This window comes from Serratia sp. HRI, from assembly GCF_010119335.3.
GTDB lineage: Bacteria > Pseudomonadota > Gammaproteobacteria > Enterobacterales > Enterobacteriaceae > Serratia > Serratia nevei.
The window spans coordinates 2,285,017-2,300,568 of sequence record NZ_CP083690.1; the positions used below are offsets into that span (position 1 = coordinate 2,285,017).

The 15,552-nt window shown below is 60.6% G+C and carries 15 protein-coding genes; 2 read left to right on the forward strand and 13 right to left on the reverse strand.

All coding sequences use genetic code 11. From position 1 onward, the window contains the following. The first annotated feature begins 29 nt into the window (after nt 1-29). Both bsmA and GF111_RS11080 read left to right on the forward strand, forming a co-directional pair. Nucleotides 30-338 carry a biofilm peroxide resistance protein BsmA gene (gene bsmA / locus GF111_RS11075; protein WP_038879199.1) on the forward strand — a complete coding sequence of 103 codons (309 nt, stop codon included), beginning with the start codon at nt 30-32 and terminating at the stop codon, nt 336-338. Between the two features lie 122 nt (nt 339-460). Continuing rightward, entirely contained in the window at nt 461-736 is a 276-nt protein-coding gene (locus GF111_RS11080) for a DUF1471 domain-containing protein (protein WP_033638652.1), read from the forward strand. On the opposite strand, the gene GF111_RS11085 is transcribed toward GF111_RS11080, so the two are convergent. The 13 genes from GF111_RS11085 to mutL form a co-directional block, all read right to left on the reverse strand. After that, on the reverse strand, nt 733-1,131 hold the full coding sequence (locus tag GF111_RS11085) for a DUF350 domain-containing protein (protein ID WP_015376394.1): 399 nt from the start codon (nt 1,129-1,131) through the stop codon (nt 733-735). The two genes, GF111_RS11080 and GF111_RS11085, sit on opposite strands and share 4 nt — an antisense overlap. A gap of 66 nt (nt 1,132-1,197) precedes the next feature. Next, a complete protein-coding gene (locus GF111_RS11090; RefSeq protein WP_147190278.1) occupies nt 1,198-2,826 on the reverse strand; it encodes an isovaleryl-CoA dehydrogenase in 1,629 nt (542 codons plus the stop codon). 116 nt (nt 2,827-2,942) lie between these two features. Continuing rightward, entirely contained in the window at nt 2,943-3,674 is a 732-nt protein-coding gene (gene rlmB / locus GF111_RS11095; protein WP_038879203.1) for a 23S rRNA (guanosine(2251)-2'-O)-methyltransferase RlmB, read from the reverse strand. Between the two features lie 61 nt (nt 3,675-3,735). Further along, on the reverse strand, nt 3,736-6,210 hold the full coding sequence (gene rnr / locus GF111_RS11100) for a ribonuclease R (protein ID WP_015376392.1): 2,475 nt from the start codon (nt 6,208-6,210) through the stop codon (nt 3,736-3,738). Between the two features lie 59 nt (nt 6,211-6,269). After that, on the reverse strand, nt 6,270-6,695 hold the full coding sequence (nsrR, locus tag GF111_RS11105; RefSeq protein ID WP_015376391.1) for a nitric oxide-sensing transcriptional repressor NsrR: 426 nt from the start codon (nt 6,693-6,695) through the stop codon (nt 6,270-6,272). A gap of 233 nt (nt 6,696-6,928) precedes the next feature. Beyond that, on the reverse strand, nt 6,929-8,227 hold the full coding sequence (locus GF111_RS11110) for an adenylosuccinate synthase (RefSeq protein ID WP_033648701.1): 1,299 nt from the start codon (nt 8,225-8,227) through the stop codon (nt 6,929-6,931). 98 nt (nt 8,228-8,325) lie between these two features. After that, nucleotides 8,326-8,526, reverse strand: coding sequence for a DUF2065 domain-containing protein (locus GF111_RS11115; protein WP_055311884.1), 201 nt, complete (start codon nt 8,524-8,526; stop codon nt 8,326-8,328). 63 nt (nt 8,527-8,589) lie between these two features. Continuing rightward, nucleotides 8,590-9,594 (reverse strand): protease modulator HflC, encoded by a 1,005-nt coding sequence (hflC, locus tag GF111_RS11120; RefSeq protein WP_004933669.1) that lies wholly within the window; start codon nt 9,592-9,594, stop codon nt 8,590-8,592. Nucleotides 9,595-9,597: 3 nt separating this feature from the next. Next, the gene (gene hflK, locus GF111_RS11125; protein WP_038879209.1) at nt 9,598-10,848 is read right to left on the reverse strand and encodes an FtsH protease activity modulator HflK; all 1,251 of its coding nucleotides are present in this window, start codon (nt 10,846-10,848) and stop codon (nt 9,598-9,600) included. A gap of 68 nt (nt 10,849-10,916) precedes the next feature. Continuing rightward, nucleotides 10,917-12,197 carry a ribosome rescue GTPase HflX gene (gene hflX / locus GF111_RS11130; protein ID WP_004933675.1) on the reverse strand — a complete coding sequence of 427 codons (1,281 nt, stop codon included), beginning with the start codon at nt 12,195-12,197 and terminating at the stop codon, nt 10,917-10,919. A 98-nt stretch (nt 12,198-12,295) separates the two neighbouring features. After that, complete coding sequence (gene hfq, locus GF111_RS11135; protein ID WP_004933678.1) at nt 12,296-12,604, reverse strand: RNA chaperone Hfq; 309 nt, start codon at nt 12,602-12,604, stop codon at nt 12,296-12,298. A gap of 114 nt (nt 12,605-12,718) precedes the next feature. Next, the gene (miaA, locus tag GF111_RS11140) at nt 12,719-13,660 is read right to left on the reverse strand and encodes a tRNA (adenosine(37)-N6)-dimethylallyltransferase MiaA (RefSeq protein WP_038879212.1); all 942 of its coding nucleotides are present in this window, start codon (nt 13,658-13,660) and stop codon (nt 12,719-12,721) included. After that, a complete protein-coding gene (mutL, locus tag GF111_RS11145) occupies nt 13,653-15,536 on the reverse strand; it encodes a DNA mismatch repair endonuclease MutL (protein ID WP_060433556.1) in 1,884 nt (627 codons plus the stop codon). The genes miaA and mutL overlap by 8 nt, the downstream gene beginning before the upstream one ends. Nucleotides 15,537-15,552: the final 16 nt, after the last annotated feature.

The following is a 15,552-nucleotide window of genomic DNA, read 5'->3' on the forward strand; positions in this document are numbered from 1 at the left end:
GCCATCGTACCGGCTCTTTCGAGGTCACCATGACGCTTGTCCGCACACTCATCGCCCTGACGCTGGCCGCACAGCTTTCCGCCTGCGGCATCATGACCACCACGCCGAAGCCGCCGCCACCGCCCACCGCACAGGCGCAGGAGATCGTCCGCGCGCAGACCGCCGAGCTGGTGAAGATAGGTACCGTCACCGCCGTGGTGCGCGGCAGCCCGATGGACGTGGAAGCGGAGATCCAGCGCAAGGCCACCGCCGCCGGCGCCCGGTATTACGTGATCATCATGAACAGCGAAACCATCGTGCCGGGCCAATGGTATTCCCAGGCGATTCTGTATCGGTAAGGCGGGGGGTTTTTAAGCAGATTTACACTGGCTTTGCACAGGCTGAAGTAGGGTGTTGCACACTGTCGGACAGCATGCCGCATGTTGCGGATGCGATTCAGGATCTGACGAAGGGGAACGCCATGAAACGCTCCACCGCACTCACCTCCCTCCTGCTTTCAGTAGGGCTGCTCAGCACCGGCGCACAGTCCGCCGAGCTGGCGCCCGCCGATCGCGTGACGCCGCTCAGTGAAATCGCCGAGATCACCTTTAACGATCTGCCCGGTTCACCGCAGGAGGCGGAGCAGGCCATCGCTCGCACCGCCGGCCAACACGGCGCCAGCTATTACCGCATCCTGCGGATGGAAGAACAGGCGCACCCGCTTGGCTGGCGCGCCTCGGCCATCTTATACCTTTAGTAGCTCATGCAAGCCGCATTCAACACGCCGCCGCTGACGGAGACGCCCCCCAGGAAAATCCCGGCGGCCAGGTGGTTCGCTTCGATCTTGTCGCTGATGCGCGGCATGTAGATCTTCACGGCCGCGAACAGCAGCAGTTGCACCACCAGCGCCACTACGCCCCACAGCAGGTAATCCAGCAGGCTGATCGAGTTGATCGCCGCGCTGGCCAACGGGATCACATACCCCAGGCAAGCGCCGATGAAAGCAAAGGCGGCGGATTGATTATCGGCCTTGATCAGCGCCCATTCGTCGTGCGGAGTGATGCGGGTATAGACGAACAGAAACACCAAAATCATGGCGAAACCGCTGAAGAAATAAGAGGCGAATGCCGCCAACGCGCTGAGAATATCCATGTGCATTTTCCTGTCAGAGTGAGGCTGAATTAAAAAGGTTTTCGCCGCCGCGCGCCACCCTTTTCCCTAACCGCCGATAGCGCGGTTGAGCAGCAGTTCGCACACCCCGGCCGACAGCAGGCTCTCGCCGCGGTGATCCAGCGTCAGGTGGCACCAGGCGTCGGCTATCTGCGGGCTGGCGTGCTGCAGCAGCTGCGCGGCACAGCACAGGTCGAACAGCTGCTGGGTCAGCAGCCGCCCCATCTCTTCACGCGGTTGCCGCGCACGCTGCTGCCACTGCCGCCAGGCGTGATCGAACAAGCGATTCTGGCCGCGCACCGGCTGCAGCTCGAACTGCAGCATTTCGAGCGCGCCCGGCAGCTTGTGCAGGCTGCGCAACACGTCCAGACACATGATGTTGCCGGAACCTTCCCAGATGCTGTTGACCGGCATCTCGCGATACAGGCGCGGCAGCTCGCTCTCTTCGCAGTAGCCGATACCGCCCAGCACCTCCATTGCCTCGGCGATGAACGGCATGCCCTGGCGACAGATGCTGTATTTCGCCGCCGGGGTCAGCAGGCGGCTGTAGATCAGCTCGCCCTCATTGCTGCGGCTTTCCCAGGCGCGGGCCAGCCGGAACAGCAACGCGGTATGCCCTTCCAGCCGCAGCGCCATGCGCGCCAAAACCTGGCGCATCAGCGGTTGTTCGATCAGGAGCTTGCCGAACGCCTGCCGCTGCAGCGCATGATACAGCGCCACCGACAGCCCGCGGCGCATCAGGCCGTGGCTGCCGAGCGAGCAGTCGAAACGGGTCAGGCCGCCCATCTTCAGGATATGCCGCACGCCGTCACCCTCATCCCCCAACAGCCAGGCGGTGGCGTCCTGAAACTCCACTTCGCTGCTGGCGTTGGAGCGGTTGCCCAGTTTGTCTTTCAACCGCTCCAGGCGAATGGCGTTGCGGCTGCCGTCCGGCAAAATGCGCGGCAGGAAGAAACAGGACAACCCGCCTTCGGCCTGCGCCAGCACCAGGTGCGCATCGCTCTGCGGTACCGAGAAGAACCACTTGTGCCCCACCAGCCGGTAGGCTTCACCCGGCCCGCGCGCGCCGAGCGGCACGGCGGTAGTGGTATTGCTCAAAACGTCGGAGCCGCCCTGCTTCTCCGTCATGCCCATGCCGATCAGCAGGCCGCGCTTTTGCCCGCCCGGCAGCAGATGAGCGTCATAACGATCCGACAGCAGCGGCGTCAACCAGGAGCGAAACTCGGCCGGCAACGCCTGCAGCAACAGCGGCGTAGCGCCGAAGGTCATGGTCACCGGGCACAGCGTACCGGCCTCAACCTGCGCATGCAGCATAAAGCGCGCGGCGCGCGCCACGAAGGAACCGATGCGCGCATCCTCCTGCCAGGGCAGGTTGTGCACCCGGTTGGCGATCAGCCCCTGCATCAGGATATGCCAGGCGGGGTGAAAGCGAACGTCGTCCAACCGCTGGCCGGTGGCGTCGTAGCGCAGCAGCTCCGGCGGATTGGCGTTGGCCAGGCGGCCCAGCTCCAGCGACTCCTGGGTGCCGAGCTGCTGGCCCAGCGAAGCCAATACCTCGGCGTCCCAGCCGCCCTGCTCGCGCTGCAACGCTTCGCGCAGCGGCGTATCGGAGAGAAACAGGTTGCTGTTGCCCAGCGGCTTGGGTTGGTTAAAAACGGTGTGCGTAGTCCAGACCATGAGAGTGCTCCCTGAGAAAAGCGTCAGGAGTAAGTATGGTCGGCGCAGAGATTTCTGCCGAAAGCGGGATCACAAGAGGGGGAATTAACGGGGGCTCAGGGCCCCCGTCAGGAGGATCAGCCGCGCTGACGCACCGCTTCGAACAGGCAGATGCCGGTGGCGACCGACACGTTCAGCGAAGAGACGGTACCGGCCATCGGGATGCTGATCAGCTCGTCGCAGTGTTCGCGGGTCAGACGACGCATGCCTTCGCCTTCCGCGCCCATCACCAGCGCCATCGGGCCGGTCATTTTGCTCTGATACAGCGTATGGTCGGCTTCGCCGGCGGTACCCACCACCCAGACGTTCATTTCCTGCAGCAGGCGCAGCGTGCGCGCCAGGTTGGTCACGCGGATCAGCGGCACGCTCTCGGCGGCGCCGCAGGCCACTTTCTTGGCGGTGGCGTTCAGCTGGGCGGAACGGTCGCGCGGCACGATCACCGCATGCACGCCGGCAGCGTCGGCGCTGCGCAGGCAGGCGCCGAGGTTATGCGGGTCGGTCACGCCGTCCAGCACCAGCAGGAATGGCGTTTCCACGCTCTCCAACAGGCCCGGCAGATCGTTCTCCTGATACTGACGCCCTTCGCGCACCCGGGCGATGATCCCCTGGTGCACCGCGCCTTCAACCTTGTCATCCAGCCACTGGCGGCTCGCCACCTGGATCACGATGCCGGTCGCTTCCAGCTCGGCGATCAGCGGTTGCAGGCGGCGATCTTCACGGCCTTTCAGGATAAACACTTCCAGGAAGCGTTGCGGATCGCGCTCTAACAGGGCTTTGACGGCGTGAATGCCGTAAATAATTTCGCTCATGATGCTCTTTTAAATTCGTGCGGCCGGCGATAACCGGCCGATGGTAACGATGTGCGGCAGGTTAAGCCTGCTCGGCACCTTTCTTCTTGGCTGCGCGTTTGGCTTTGGTCGCCGCCGCGATTTTCCGCGTTTTGTCGGACGCTTTCTTGGCTTTCTTCTTCGCCTTCTTCACGTTGTCCGCGGGTTTGGCGTCATCCTGCTTGCGGAAGGCGCTGTCCGGTTCGAAGTTGGCCGGCGGTTTGCCGCCGCGGCGCTTGCCGCGCCCCGCGCTACCGTTGTCGCGCAGCGTGCGCTGGCCGCCCTTCTTGGCGCGATCGCGTTCGGTTTTGCCTTCACCGCGCGCTTTGCGGGTGCTGGACACCAGCGCGAAGTCGATCTTGCGCTCGTCCATGTGCACCGCGTCCACGCGGATCTCCACTGTATCTCCCAGGCGATAGACCGTGCCGGAAGACTCGCCGATCAGGCGCTGGCCGATATTATCGTAGCGATAGTAATCATTATCCAGCGTTGATACGTGCACCAGCCCGTCGATGAACAGATCGTTCAGGCGCACGAAGAAGCCGAAGCCGGTCACGCTGGAGATGATGCCACTGAACACTTCACCGACGTGATCCTGCATGAAGTCGCACTTCAGCCAGTCGGCGACGTTGCGCGTCGCTTCGTCCGCGCGGCGCTCGGTCATCGAGCAGTGTTCGCCCAGCTGCAGCATCTCTTCGAATTCGCTGTGCCAGCCGCCGGTCGGCGTCCAGCGCTCTTTCGGCTCGCCGTGTTCTTTGGCCAGCTGATATTTGATCGCGCGGTGCAGCGCCAGATCCGGATAACGGCGGATCGGCGAGGTGAAGTGGCCGTAAGACGCCAGCGCCAGGCCGAAGTGGCCGCGGTTTTCCGGATCGTAAATCGCCTGCTTCATCGAACGCAGCAACATGGTTTGCAGCATTTCGTGGTCAGGGCGCTCGGACACTTCATCCATCAGCACCGCATAGTCCTTCGGCTGCGGCTTGTTGCCGCCGCCCAGCGTCAGCCCCAGCTCGCTCAGCACGCTGCGCAGCGCGGATATGTGGTCGTCGCTCGGACGATCGTGCACGCGGTACAGCGCCGGCTCGTTGCGTTTCTCGACAAAGCGCGCGGCCGCCACGTTGGCCATAATCATGCACTCTTCGATCAGCTTGTGGGCGTCGTTGCGCACCGTCGGCTCCACGCGCTCAATGCGGCGTTCGGCGTTGAAGATGAATTTGGCTTCTTCGGTTTCAAACGCGATGCCGCCGCGCTCGGCGCGCGCCTTATCCAGCACTTTATACATCGCGTGCAGCTCTTCCAGGTGCTTGACCAGCGGATGGTAGTGCTCGCGCAGCTCCTGATCGCCCTGCAGAATGTGCCACACCTTGTTATAGGTCAGGCGAGCGTGCGAGCTCATCACCGCTTCGTAGAACTTGGCCGTGGACAGGCGCCCCTGGGCGGAGATGGTCATCTCGCACACCATGCACAGGCGATCGACCTGTGGGTTCAGGGAGCACAGCCCGTTGGACAGCACTTCCGGCAGCATCGGGATCACCTGCGACGGGAAGTACACCGAGTTGCCGCGGCTGCGCGCTTCATCGTCCAGCGCGGTGCGCGGGCGCACGTAGTAACTGACGTCGGCGATCGCGACCCACAGGCGCCAGCCGCCGCCACGTTTTTTCTCGCAGTACACGGCGTCATCGAAGTCGCGTGCGTCTTCACCGTCGATGGTGACCAACGGCAGCTTGCGCAGATCGACGCGGCCCTTCTTGGCCGCTTCCGGCACCTGCTCACTGAGATCGGCCACCTGCTTTTCCACCTGCGGCGGCCAGGTATGCGGGATCTCATGGGTGCGCAGCGCGATGTCCACCGCCATGCTGGTGCCCATCTTGTCGCCGAGGATCTCGACGATCTTGCCGACCGCCTTGGTGCGACGGGTCGGACGCTGCGTCAGCTCCACCACCACCATAAAGCCCATGCGCGCGCCGCTGACGCTGTCCGCCGGGATCAGAATATCGAAGCTCAGACGGCTGTCATCCGGCACCACGAAGCCGGTGCCGGCATCCATAAAGAAGCGGCCGACAATCTGGCTGGTTTTCGGCACCAGCACGCGCACGATGCGCGCTTCGCGGCGCCCTTTGCGATCCGCGCCCAAGGCCTGCGCCAGCACCACGTCACCGTGGATCGCCATTTTCATCTGTTCGGCAGACAGGTACAGATCGTCTTTGCTGCCTTCCACGCGCAGGAAACCGTAGCCGTCGCGGTGGCCGATCACCGTGCCGCGCAGCAGATCCAGACGTTCCGGCAGCGCGTAGCACTGGCGGCGGGTAAACACCAGCTGGCCATCGCGCTCCATGGCGCGCAGGCGGCGGCGCAGCGCTTCCAGCTGCTCTTCACCGCTGAGGCCCAGTTCGTTGCCCAGTTCTTCGCGGCTGGCCGGCGTTTCACGTTTCGCCAAATGGGCCAGGATATATTCACGACTGGGGATGGGGGATTCGTATTTTTCTGCTTCTCGTTCCAGGAATGGATCTTGTGACATTGCGGTTCCTCCGTTGTCATCAGCAGGATGACGTTGAGCCTTGTCTTCTCAACGTCGTTTTATTCGACAAGCAATAGCTTGTAGAGCGGCGGATTGTCTTCGACCATATCGGCCAACGTATGCTTATCCAGCTCTTCAAGGAAATTCTGTACGCCCTGTTGGAGCACCTGCTTCAGTCGGCAGGCAGGGGTGATGTGGCAAAACTCGCTGCTGCAGTTAACCAGCGCAAGCGGCTCCAGCGCCCGCACCACGTCGCCGAGGCGAATGCTCTCGGCCGGTTTGCCCAAACGGATGCCGCCATGCTTGCCGCGCACCGCCGTGACAAAACCTACCCGGCTCAACTGATTGATGATCTTCACCATATGGTTGCGAGACACGCCGTAAACCTCGGTCACTTCCGAGATACTGGTCATCTTGTCCTGCGGCAACGAGGCCATGTAGATCAACGCCCGCAGGCCATAATCAGTAAAACTTGTTAACTGCACATCTTACCTCTGGGTATCACTTTACCCGTCTGATACGCCGCTTTTCGGCGCTATTCAAAAGATTACTCATTGGATAATAAACCAGCCGGAGAGTTCGTCGCTAATTATTTAGCGAATCCCGCGCCCTAAGGCGGGTTTATGAAAGGATTTTTTGACGTGAAACCGCAATCGGAGGGAGTCAGGATAAAAACAAACCGGGACGCGCCCGGTTTGTTTAATGCCGCAAAGCCTGATTATGCGTCGAACGGGTCGCGCAGGATCATGGTTTCGCTGCGATCCGGGCCGGTAGAGATGATATCTACCGGTACGCCGGTCACTTCTTCGATGCGCTTGATGTAGTTCAGCGCAGCCTGAGGCAGCTTGCTGTGCTCTTTCACGCCAAAGGTGGTTTCGCTCCAGCCCGGCATGGTTTCGTAGATAGGCTCAATGCCTTCCCAGCCTTCAGCCGCCAGCGGAGTGGTATCCACTTCACGGCCGTCCGGCATGCGGTAACCCACGCAGATCTTCACTTCTTTCAGGCCGTCCAGGACGTCCAGTTTGGTCAGGCAGAAGCCGGACAGGGAGTTGATCTGCACGGCGCGACGCACCGCTACCGCGTCCAGCCAGCCGGTACGACGACGACGGCCGGTGGTGGCGCCGAACTCGTTACCCTGCTTGCACAGGTACTCGCCGGTTTCATCGAACAGTTCGGTTGGGAACGGGCCTGCACCCACGCGAGTGGAGTAGGCTTTCACGATGCCCAGCACGTAGTCCACATAACGCGGGCCGATGCCGGAACCGGTAGCCACGCCGCCGGCAGTGGTGTTGGAAGAGGTGACGTACGGGTAAGTACCGTGGTCGATATCCAGCAGGGTGCCCTGAGCGCCTTCGAACATGATCAGGTCGCCACGCTTGCGCGCGCCGTCCAGCAGTTCGGAAACGTCAACCACCATGGCGGTCAGGATGTCGGCGATAGACAGCACGTAGTCCAGCGTCGCCTGATAATCGACGGCTTCAACTTTGTAGTAGTTGACCAGCTGGAAGTTGTGGTAATCGACGATCTCTTTGAGCTTAACGGCGAAGGTTTCTTTGTTGAACAGGTCGCTGACGCGCAGGCCGCGACGAGCCACTTTATCTTCGTAAGCCGGGCCGATACCGCGACCGGTGGTGCCGATCGCTTTCGCGCCGCGCGCTTTCTCACGCGCGTTGTCCAACGCGACGTGGTAAGGCAGGATCAGCGGGCAAGCTTCAGAGAGTAACAGACGTTCGCGTACCGGGATGCCACGCGCTTCGAGTTCACCCATTTCTTTCATCAATGCGTCCGGCGCCAGAACAACACCGTTGCCGATGATGCTGGTGACGTTTTCACGCAGAATACCTGAAGGAATTAAATGAAGGACGGTTTTTTCACCGTTGATTACCAGAGTGTGGCCAGCGTTATGGCCACCTTGGTAGCGCACAACATATTGAGCCCGTTCAGTCAGCAGGTCTACAACCTTGCCTTTACCTTCGTCACCCCATTGGGTGCCCAGTACGACGACGTTCTTACCCATTTTTCAAAATCACCGATTGCTTAAAAATGGATTCTACCACCGTAATTTTCGATTTTCAGCACTTTTAGCATACGATTGCATAAATTTTGGGCTAGACTTTAAAGACCCGTGCGGCCGCTCAACATGTAGTAGATCACGCAGCCCGCAACCACTATTCCACCGCCAAATCGCCGCAGCGTCGCGTCCGGCAATTGCGACATCGCCAAAATCATTTTGCGCCAGGCCTGCGGAAACAGCATCGGCCCTAATCCTTCCAGCACCAGAACCAGCCCGAGCGCCAGCCAAATCGTTGAGTTCATGCATCCCCCAAAAACGAGAAAGGGCCCGCGTAAACGGGCCCTCGATCAGATTGCCTGCCGCGCTTACTTGCGCAGGGTATCAGGCGACTTCATGTAGCGGAAGAAATCGCTGTCCGGGCTCAGTACCAACACGTCCTGGTTGTCCTTGAAGCTGGCTTCATAGGCACGCAGGCTGCGGATAAAGGCATAGAAGTCCGGATCCTGGCTGAACGCGTTGGCGAACAGCTTGGCCGCTTCGGCATCGCCTTCACCGCGGGTGATACGCGCCTGACGCTCGGCTTCCGCCAGGGTACGGGTCACTTCGTAGTCCGCGCTGGCGCGCAGCTTCTCGGCTTCTTCCTGGCCCTGCGAGCGCAGACGACGGGCTACCGCTTCACGCTCGGCGCGCATACGCTGATAGATAGCGTCGGACACTTCCGCCGGCAGGTTGATCTGCTTGATACGCACGTCGATCACTTCGATGCCCAGCGCCGCCATGCTGTTCGGGTTCACCTGCGGCTGTTTGCCGGTGGTTTCCCGCTCAACGCGCGCCGCCGCAGAGGCGATAGCGTCATCGGCTTCGGTGGTCGCCACTTCTTCGCCGTCACCCACGGTGCCGGTGTTCAGCGCGTCACGCACGTCGGACATCAGCTTGCCGCGCGAGTCGGTCACGATGTCTTTCACGTCCAGGCGGCCGATTTCGGAACGCAGACGGTCGCTGAACTTACGCTTCAGCAGCACTTCAGCCTGGGAGACGTCGCCGCCGCCGGTCGCCAGATAGTAACGGCTGAAGTCGCTGATGCGCCACTTCAGATAGGAATCGACGATCAGGTCTTTCTTCTCGCTGGTCACGAAGCGATCGGCCTGGTTGTCCATGGTCTGGATGCGCGCATCCAGGTTCTTCACGGTCTCGATGAACGGGATCTTGAGGTGCAGACCCGGCGCATACACCAGCGGCTTGTTTTCGCCGTCGCGCAGAACCTTGCCGAAGCGCAGCACGATGCCGCGCTGGCCTTCCTGCACCACGAACAGCGAAGCGTACAGCACCACCAGCACCGCGAGGACAATAACTACAAAAGACTTACGCATTGATTACTCTCTCCCTACGCGAGTGGTGTCGTCACGCTGCGCATTCGCCCGGCGCTGATCCATAATCGAACCGCCGCTGGTACGCGGAGTGCTGCTGTTGGCAGCCGGCGCAGGATTCGGATTGAGGCGAATCAGGCTGGTATCCTTGTTGCCGCTCTCCGGCGCCGCGCCTTGACCGCGCAGCATCTGATCCAGCGGCAGCACCATCAGGTTGTTGCCTTTGTCGCTCACCAACACCTTACGGGTATGGCCCAGCACTTTTTCCATGGTTTCGATATACAGACGCTCGCGGGTGATCTGCGGAGCGGACTTGTATTCCGGCAACAGTTTGGCAAAGCGCGCCACCTCACCCTGCGCTTCCAGGATGGTACGGTCTTTATAAGCCTTGGAATCTTCCAGCAGACGCTGCGCCTGGCCGTTCGCACGTGGCTGAACTTCGTTGGCGTAAGCTTCCGCTTCACGGATGTATTGCTGCTCGTTTTCACGCGCGGCGATCGCATCGTCGAACGACGCCTTCACCTCTTCCGGCGGACGCGCCGCCTGGAAGTTGACGTCCAGCAGCGTGATGCCCATGTTGTAAGGACGAATGGTCTCTTCCAGCATGCGCTGCGTATCGTTACGCACCACGGTACGGCCTTCGGTCAGGATGCGGTCCATCGAGTATTTGCCGATCACGCCGCGCAGGGCGCTGTCGGTCGCCTGGCTCAGGCTGTCGTCGGCATTGACGACGCTGAACAGGTACGCTTCCGGGTTGGTCACGCGGTACTGCACGTTCATTTCCACGCGCACCACGTTTTCATCGGAGGTCAGCATCACGCCGGACGCCGCCAGCTCGCGCACGGATTCCACGTTCACCGGACGCACGTCGTCGATGAAGGTCGGCTTCCAGTTCAGGCCCGGCTGCACCAGGTGGCTGAACTTGCCGAAACGCGTCACGACGCCGCGCTCGGCTTCCTTGATGGTGTAGAAGCCGCTGGCGGCCCAGATCACCACCACGGCCACCGCCGCGATACCGATAATGCGGCCGCTGAAGCCCGGACCAGAGGTGCCGGTGCCGCCACTATTGCTGTTGGAGCCTTTGCCCCCGCCAAAACCGCTCAATTTCTTGCTCAGTTTACGGAAGATATCGTCCAAATCAGGTGGCCCTTGATCACGACCGCCTTTGTTGTTACCGCCAGAGTTGCCGCCATTGTTATTGCTGCTCCCCCACGGGTCGCGGTCCTGTCCGTTATTACCGGGCTGATTCCACGCCATGTTTTAGCTCCATATTCTGTGATTGGGTACTTCAGGCTTTCGCGAAGCATAAATGTAACAGGATATGATCATACGATAAAGTCAATCAGGTCCTGTTCTTGCTTGCAGAGACGACGCCATTCGACGATCGGCATTCGCACCACCACGCCAATGCTGCCGTCCTCTTCGTTCCACTCTTTTTCAATCGCCTGAAGCTGGTAAAAACGGCTGCGAAGACGGCCTGCCCGTGGCGGTAAGCGCAATTCGTAATGCGCGATCTCCCCCGATAAGCGCTCCGTCAACGCCTGATACAGCAACGGAATACCCTCTCCGCTGGCGGCGGACAGCCACACCCGGATCGGCAGGTTTTCGTCGTTGCGGTCGATACGCGGCACAAAATCGTCCAGCATATCTATTTTGTTCATCACTAACAGTGTAGGGATTTCATCCGAGTCTATCTCCGCCAACACGGTGTTCACCGCTTCGATGTTCTCATCGACGCGCGGATCTGCGGCATCGATGACGTGCAGCAGCAGAGATGCCTGGCGCGTTTCCTGCAGCGTCGCCTTGAAGGCGGCCACCAGATCGTGCGGCAGGTGCCGGATAAAGCCTACGGTATCCGCCAACACGGTATCCCCCACGTCCGGCACGTCAATGCGCCGCAACGTAGGATCCAGGGTGGCAAATAGCTGGTCCGCCGCATACACCTCGGCAGACGTTATTCGGTTAAACAGGGTGGATTTGCCGGCGTTGGTGTAGCCCACCAGCGATACGGTCGGCACATCGGCGCGGGTCCGCGCGCGTCGGCCTTGTTCACGCTGCTTTTCTACCCGCTCAAGGCGGCGCAGAATCAAGCTGATGCGATCGCGTAACAGGCGACGGTCGGTCTCAAGCTGGGTTTCCCCCGGCCCGCGCAGGCCAATCCCCCCTTTTTGCCGCTCCAGGTGCGTCCAGCCGCGTACCAGACGCGTGGCGATGTGACGCAACTGCGCCAGCTCCACCTGCAGCTTACCTTCATGGGTGCGGGCACGCTGGGCGAAGATGTCTAAAATCAGCCCGGTACGATCGATCACCCGGCATTCGCACAGGCGCTCAAGGTTTCTTTCCTGCGCCGGGGAAAGGGAATGATCAAACAGGACAACAGACGCGCCGCTGGCTTTCACCGCATCTGCAATTTCTTCGGCCTTTCCTTCGCCGACAAAGTACTTCGGATGCGGGGCTTTGCGGCTACCAGTCACCACTTGCAAAGCTTCGACACCGGCTGAGGAAACCAACGATTCGAACTCGTTGAGGTCTTCCGTATCTTTGTCTTGCGAGAAATAGATATGAACCAGTACGGCCTGCTCACCGGCTTCATAACGGTCAAACAAGCGTGCAACCTCTCAAACGGACACTCACCGTGAGTTTGGGGGACATAAACAGCCCGCGGCTGCTTATGCTCCCCGTCATGGTTGACTTGCAACGCGCTTTATTCAGCGTCATCGCTTTCCTGCTGCGGCTGTTGCTGCGCAGACGGATTGTTGCCATGGTGATAGTTGCTTGAACCGCCGCTCGGGTTGTTGCTGTGATGCGAAACCGGACGTGACGGGACAACGGTAGAGATAGCGTGCTTGTACACCATCTGGCTAACCGTGTTCTTCAACAGGATGACAAACTGGTCAAAAGACTCAATCTGGCCTTGCAGCTTAATACCATTCACCAAATAAATAGAAACCGGAACACGTTCACGACGCAATGCGTTCAGGAACGGATCTTGCAAAGATTGCCCCTTAGCCATTCTATCTTTTCCTTATTTGCTTGTTGTTTGTAACTAAGAACCTGTCGGCTCTAAAATAAACGACGTAAAAAATTTGCGCGCTGAATACTCAGCAATTGTACACAATCACCCAACCTATGCACTAACAACCTGTATCACCGAGTCCAAAGCCTCTCCCGGCTTTTCACTGTCCAACCAATGGACCGACTCCCAACCCCGTAACCAGGTCATCTGGCGTTTAGCCAACTGACGTGTTGCGCAAATACCACGATAAACCATCTCATCGTAACTAATTTCACCAGACAAGTATGACCACATCTGGCGGTAACCGACACAGCGAATGGAGGGCAAGTCCGTATGCAAATCACCCCGTGCGAAAAGTGCACGCGCTTCCGTCTCAAAACCCGCCGCCAACATTTGATGGTACCGCAGCTCGATGCGTTGATGGATCAACTCACGGCTGGTCGGCGCTATCGCAAATTGGTGAACTTGATACGGTAACGATTCACCCGAAATTTTAGTCAGTTCCGTTAAAGTTTTACCCGAAATAAAAAAAACTTCCAGTGCTCTGGACAGTCTCTGCGGATCATTCGGATGAATTCTCAATGCCGCGACCGGATCGATCGCCTGTAACTGACGGTGCAGCGCCTCCCAGCCCTGCTCCGCCGCTTGCCGTTCGATGCGCTCGCGCACCGCGGGATCGGCGGACGGCAGCGGCGACAATCCTTCCAACAACGCCTTGAAATACAACATGGTGCCGCCGACCAGCAGCGGAATGCGCCCGGCGGCGGTGATGTCGGCCATCTCCTTCAGCGCGTCGGCGCGGAACTCCGCGGCCGAGTAAGCTTCGGCGGGATCGCGAATATCGATCAGCCGATGCGGCGCCTGCGCCAATTCTTCGGCGCTCGGCTTGGCGGTGCCGATATCCATGCCGCGATAAATCAGCGCGGAATCGACGCTGATCAGTTCCACCGGCAGGCGTTCGCGCAGCGCGATCGCCAGCGCGGTCTTGCCCGAGGCGGTCGGCCCCATGATGAAAATAGCCGGGGGACGTGGTGTCATTTCAGTTTCAGTCATGCTTGAGGGCCGCCAGTGCAGCCTGTAAATCAACGGGTTGTAAAAGTCCGCTCGGTGGCGATTTGACCAGCTGCGGGCAAAGTCGTTCAACGTCGGTCAGCAATTGTATCGCTTGCGAGGTGTTCCACTGCTCATGTTCGCTGCCAAGGCGGCGAGCGAGCCAGGTGGCCAGCACCGCGGGCGACATCTCCTGATGTTCGGCCAGATAGCCTAACAGTTCGGGTATCAGTTTTTGTAAATTTTGTTGGCGTAATGGTAAAGGCACTGCGCGCAGCGTCACACGGCCGTGATCCGCCTGCAGATCCAGCCCCATCATCGTCAGCAGCGCCTGATGCCGCGCGATGGCCGCCACTTCGCGCTTGTCCAACGTCAGCTTGACAGGGATCAGCAGCGGCTGCGGCCGCAACCCTTCCGTCGGCGGGTTGAGCTGCGCCTGGCGCAGCCAGCGCTCGGCCACCGTCAGATTGAGCAACGCCGGCTGCTGGCGCTGTTCAATCAACGCGTAGCACGGCGGGTGAATCATCAGCACCCGGCCAAAACTGTGCTGGCCGCTCGCTAACGGCGTTTCCGCTGCGGCTTTCGCCGGCGGGAACAGCGGCGGCTTGCTCGAAACTTCCGGCGCTGCATCGGCCTGCGGCTCGGCGGCGGGCTGCATCAGTTTACCGTACAGCTCGCCTTCGCGTTTCTGGTAACCACCCGCCGTTTGCCAACCCGGCTGCGGTGCGCGCTCGCGGGCGACGCCGGCCGGTGGTGGCGTTTCGCGACGCGGCGCAGGCTGAGAAAAATGGTTGCCGCCGGCGGCGACGCGGTTTTCCGGCTGCCAGACCGGCGCAGGCGCTTCGTCAGGCGTTTCCGCCAGCGGCAGCGGCGGCGTCTGACCGGCCTGCTGCAGCACGGTGGTTACCGCCTGGTAGATAAAATCGTGCACCAGCCGCGCCTGATGGAAACGCACCTCGTGCTTGGCGGGATGAACGTTGACGTCCACCTGGTGCGGATCGACCTCCAGATACAGCACGTAAGCGGGCTGCTGATCGTCCTTCAGCTGATCCTGATAGGCCTGACGAATGGCGTGATTGATCAAGCGATCGCGCATCATGCGGCAGTTGACGTAGCAGTACTGCATTTCACCCAGCTGGCGCGCCCCGGCCGGATCCGCCACCCAGCCGCGGATGCTCAGATCGCCGTGTTGCCAGTCGATGTTCAGCGCATGCTGCAAAAACGCCGGACCGCAGATGCTGCCCAAACGGCGCTCGTGCTGGCTCTCTTCTTTCGCCGCCCGGTATTGGCGGATCAGTTTGCCGTTGTGGCTGAGGTTGATCGCCACATCGAAACGCGCCAGCGCGATGCGCCGTACCACTTCGTCGATATGGCCGAATTCGGTTTTCTCGGTGCGCATGAACTTGCGGCGCGCCGGGGTGTTGTAAAACAGATCCAGCACTTCCAGCGTGCTGCCGACCGGGTGCGCGGCGGGTTTGACCGTCACCGCCTGCTCGCGCCCTTCGGCATAGGCTTGCCACGCCTCGCTCTGGTCGGCGGTGCGCGACGTCAGGGTCAAACGGGAAACCGAGCTGATACTGGCCAGCGCTTCGCCGCGAAAACCGAGGCTGACGATCGCCTCCAGGTCGTCGAGCGTGCTGATTTTACTGGTGGCGTGCCGCGCCAGCGCCAGTGCCAGATCGTCCTTGCCGATGCCGCAGCCATTGTCGCGAATGCGGATAAGCTTGGCGCCGCCGCGTTCAATATCGATATCGATGCGCGTCGCCCCGGCGTCCAGGCTGTTTTCCACCAGCTCCTTGACGACCGACGCGGGGCGTTCAACCACCTCTCCGGCGGCGATCTGGTTGGCAAGCTGTGGCGGTAACACCTGGATAGGCATGCTGACTCCTGTAGCG

Excerpts from the sequence above, each read along its gene's own strand:
- bsmA (WP_038879199.1), top strand. The coding sequence starts at position 30 with ATGACGCTTGTCCGCACACTCATCGCCCTGACGCTGGCCGCACAGCTT.
- rnr (WP_015376392.1), bottom strand. The coding sequence starts at position 6,210 with ATGTCACAAGATCCATTCCTGGAACGAGAAGCAGAAAAATACGAATCC.
- GF111_RS11080 (WP_033638652.1), top strand. The coding sequence starts at position 461 with ATGAAACGCTCCACCGCACTCACCTCCCTCCTGCTTTCAGTAGGGCTG.
- GF111_RS11115 (WP_055311884.1), bottom strand. The coding sequence starts at position 8,526 with ATGAACTCAACGATTTGGCTGGCGCTCGGGCTGGTTCTGGTGCTGGAA.
- GF111_RS11085 (WP_015376394.1), bottom strand. The coding sequence starts at position 1,131 with ATGGATATTCTCAGCGCGTTGGCGGCATTCGCCTCTTATTTCTTCAGC.
- GF111_RS11090 (WP_147190278.1), bottom strand. The coding sequence starts at position 2,826 with ATGGTCTGGACTACGCACACCGTTTTTAACCAACCCAAGCCGCTGGGC.
- hflK (WP_038879209.1), bottom strand. The coding sequence starts at position 10,848 with ATGGCGTGGAATCAGCCCGGTAATAACGGACAGGACCGCGACCCGTGG.
- miaA (WP_038879212.1), bottom strand. The coding sequence starts at position 13,660 with ATGACTGAAACTGAAATGACACCACGTCCCCCGGCTATTTTCATCATG.
- hfq (WP_004933678.1), bottom strand. The coding sequence starts at position 12,604 with ATGGCTAAGGGGCAATCTTTGCAAGATCCGTTCCTGAACGCATTGCGT.
- rlmB (WP_038879203.1), bottom strand. The coding sequence starts at position 3,674 with ATGAGCGAAATTATTTACGGCATTCACGCCGTCAAAGCCCTGTTAGAG.
- GF111_RS11110 (WP_033648701.1), bottom strand. The coding sequence starts at position 8,227 with ATGGGTAAGAACGTCGTCGTACTGGGCACCCAATGGGGTGACGAAGGT.
- mutL (WP_060433556.1), bottom strand. The coding sequence starts at position 15,536 with ATGCCTATCCAGGTGTTACCGCCACAGCTTGCCAACCAGATCGCCGCC.
- hflC (WP_004933669.1), bottom strand. The coding sequence starts at position 9,594 with ATGCGTAAGTCTTTTGTAGTTATTGTCCTCGCGGTGCTGGTGGTGCTG.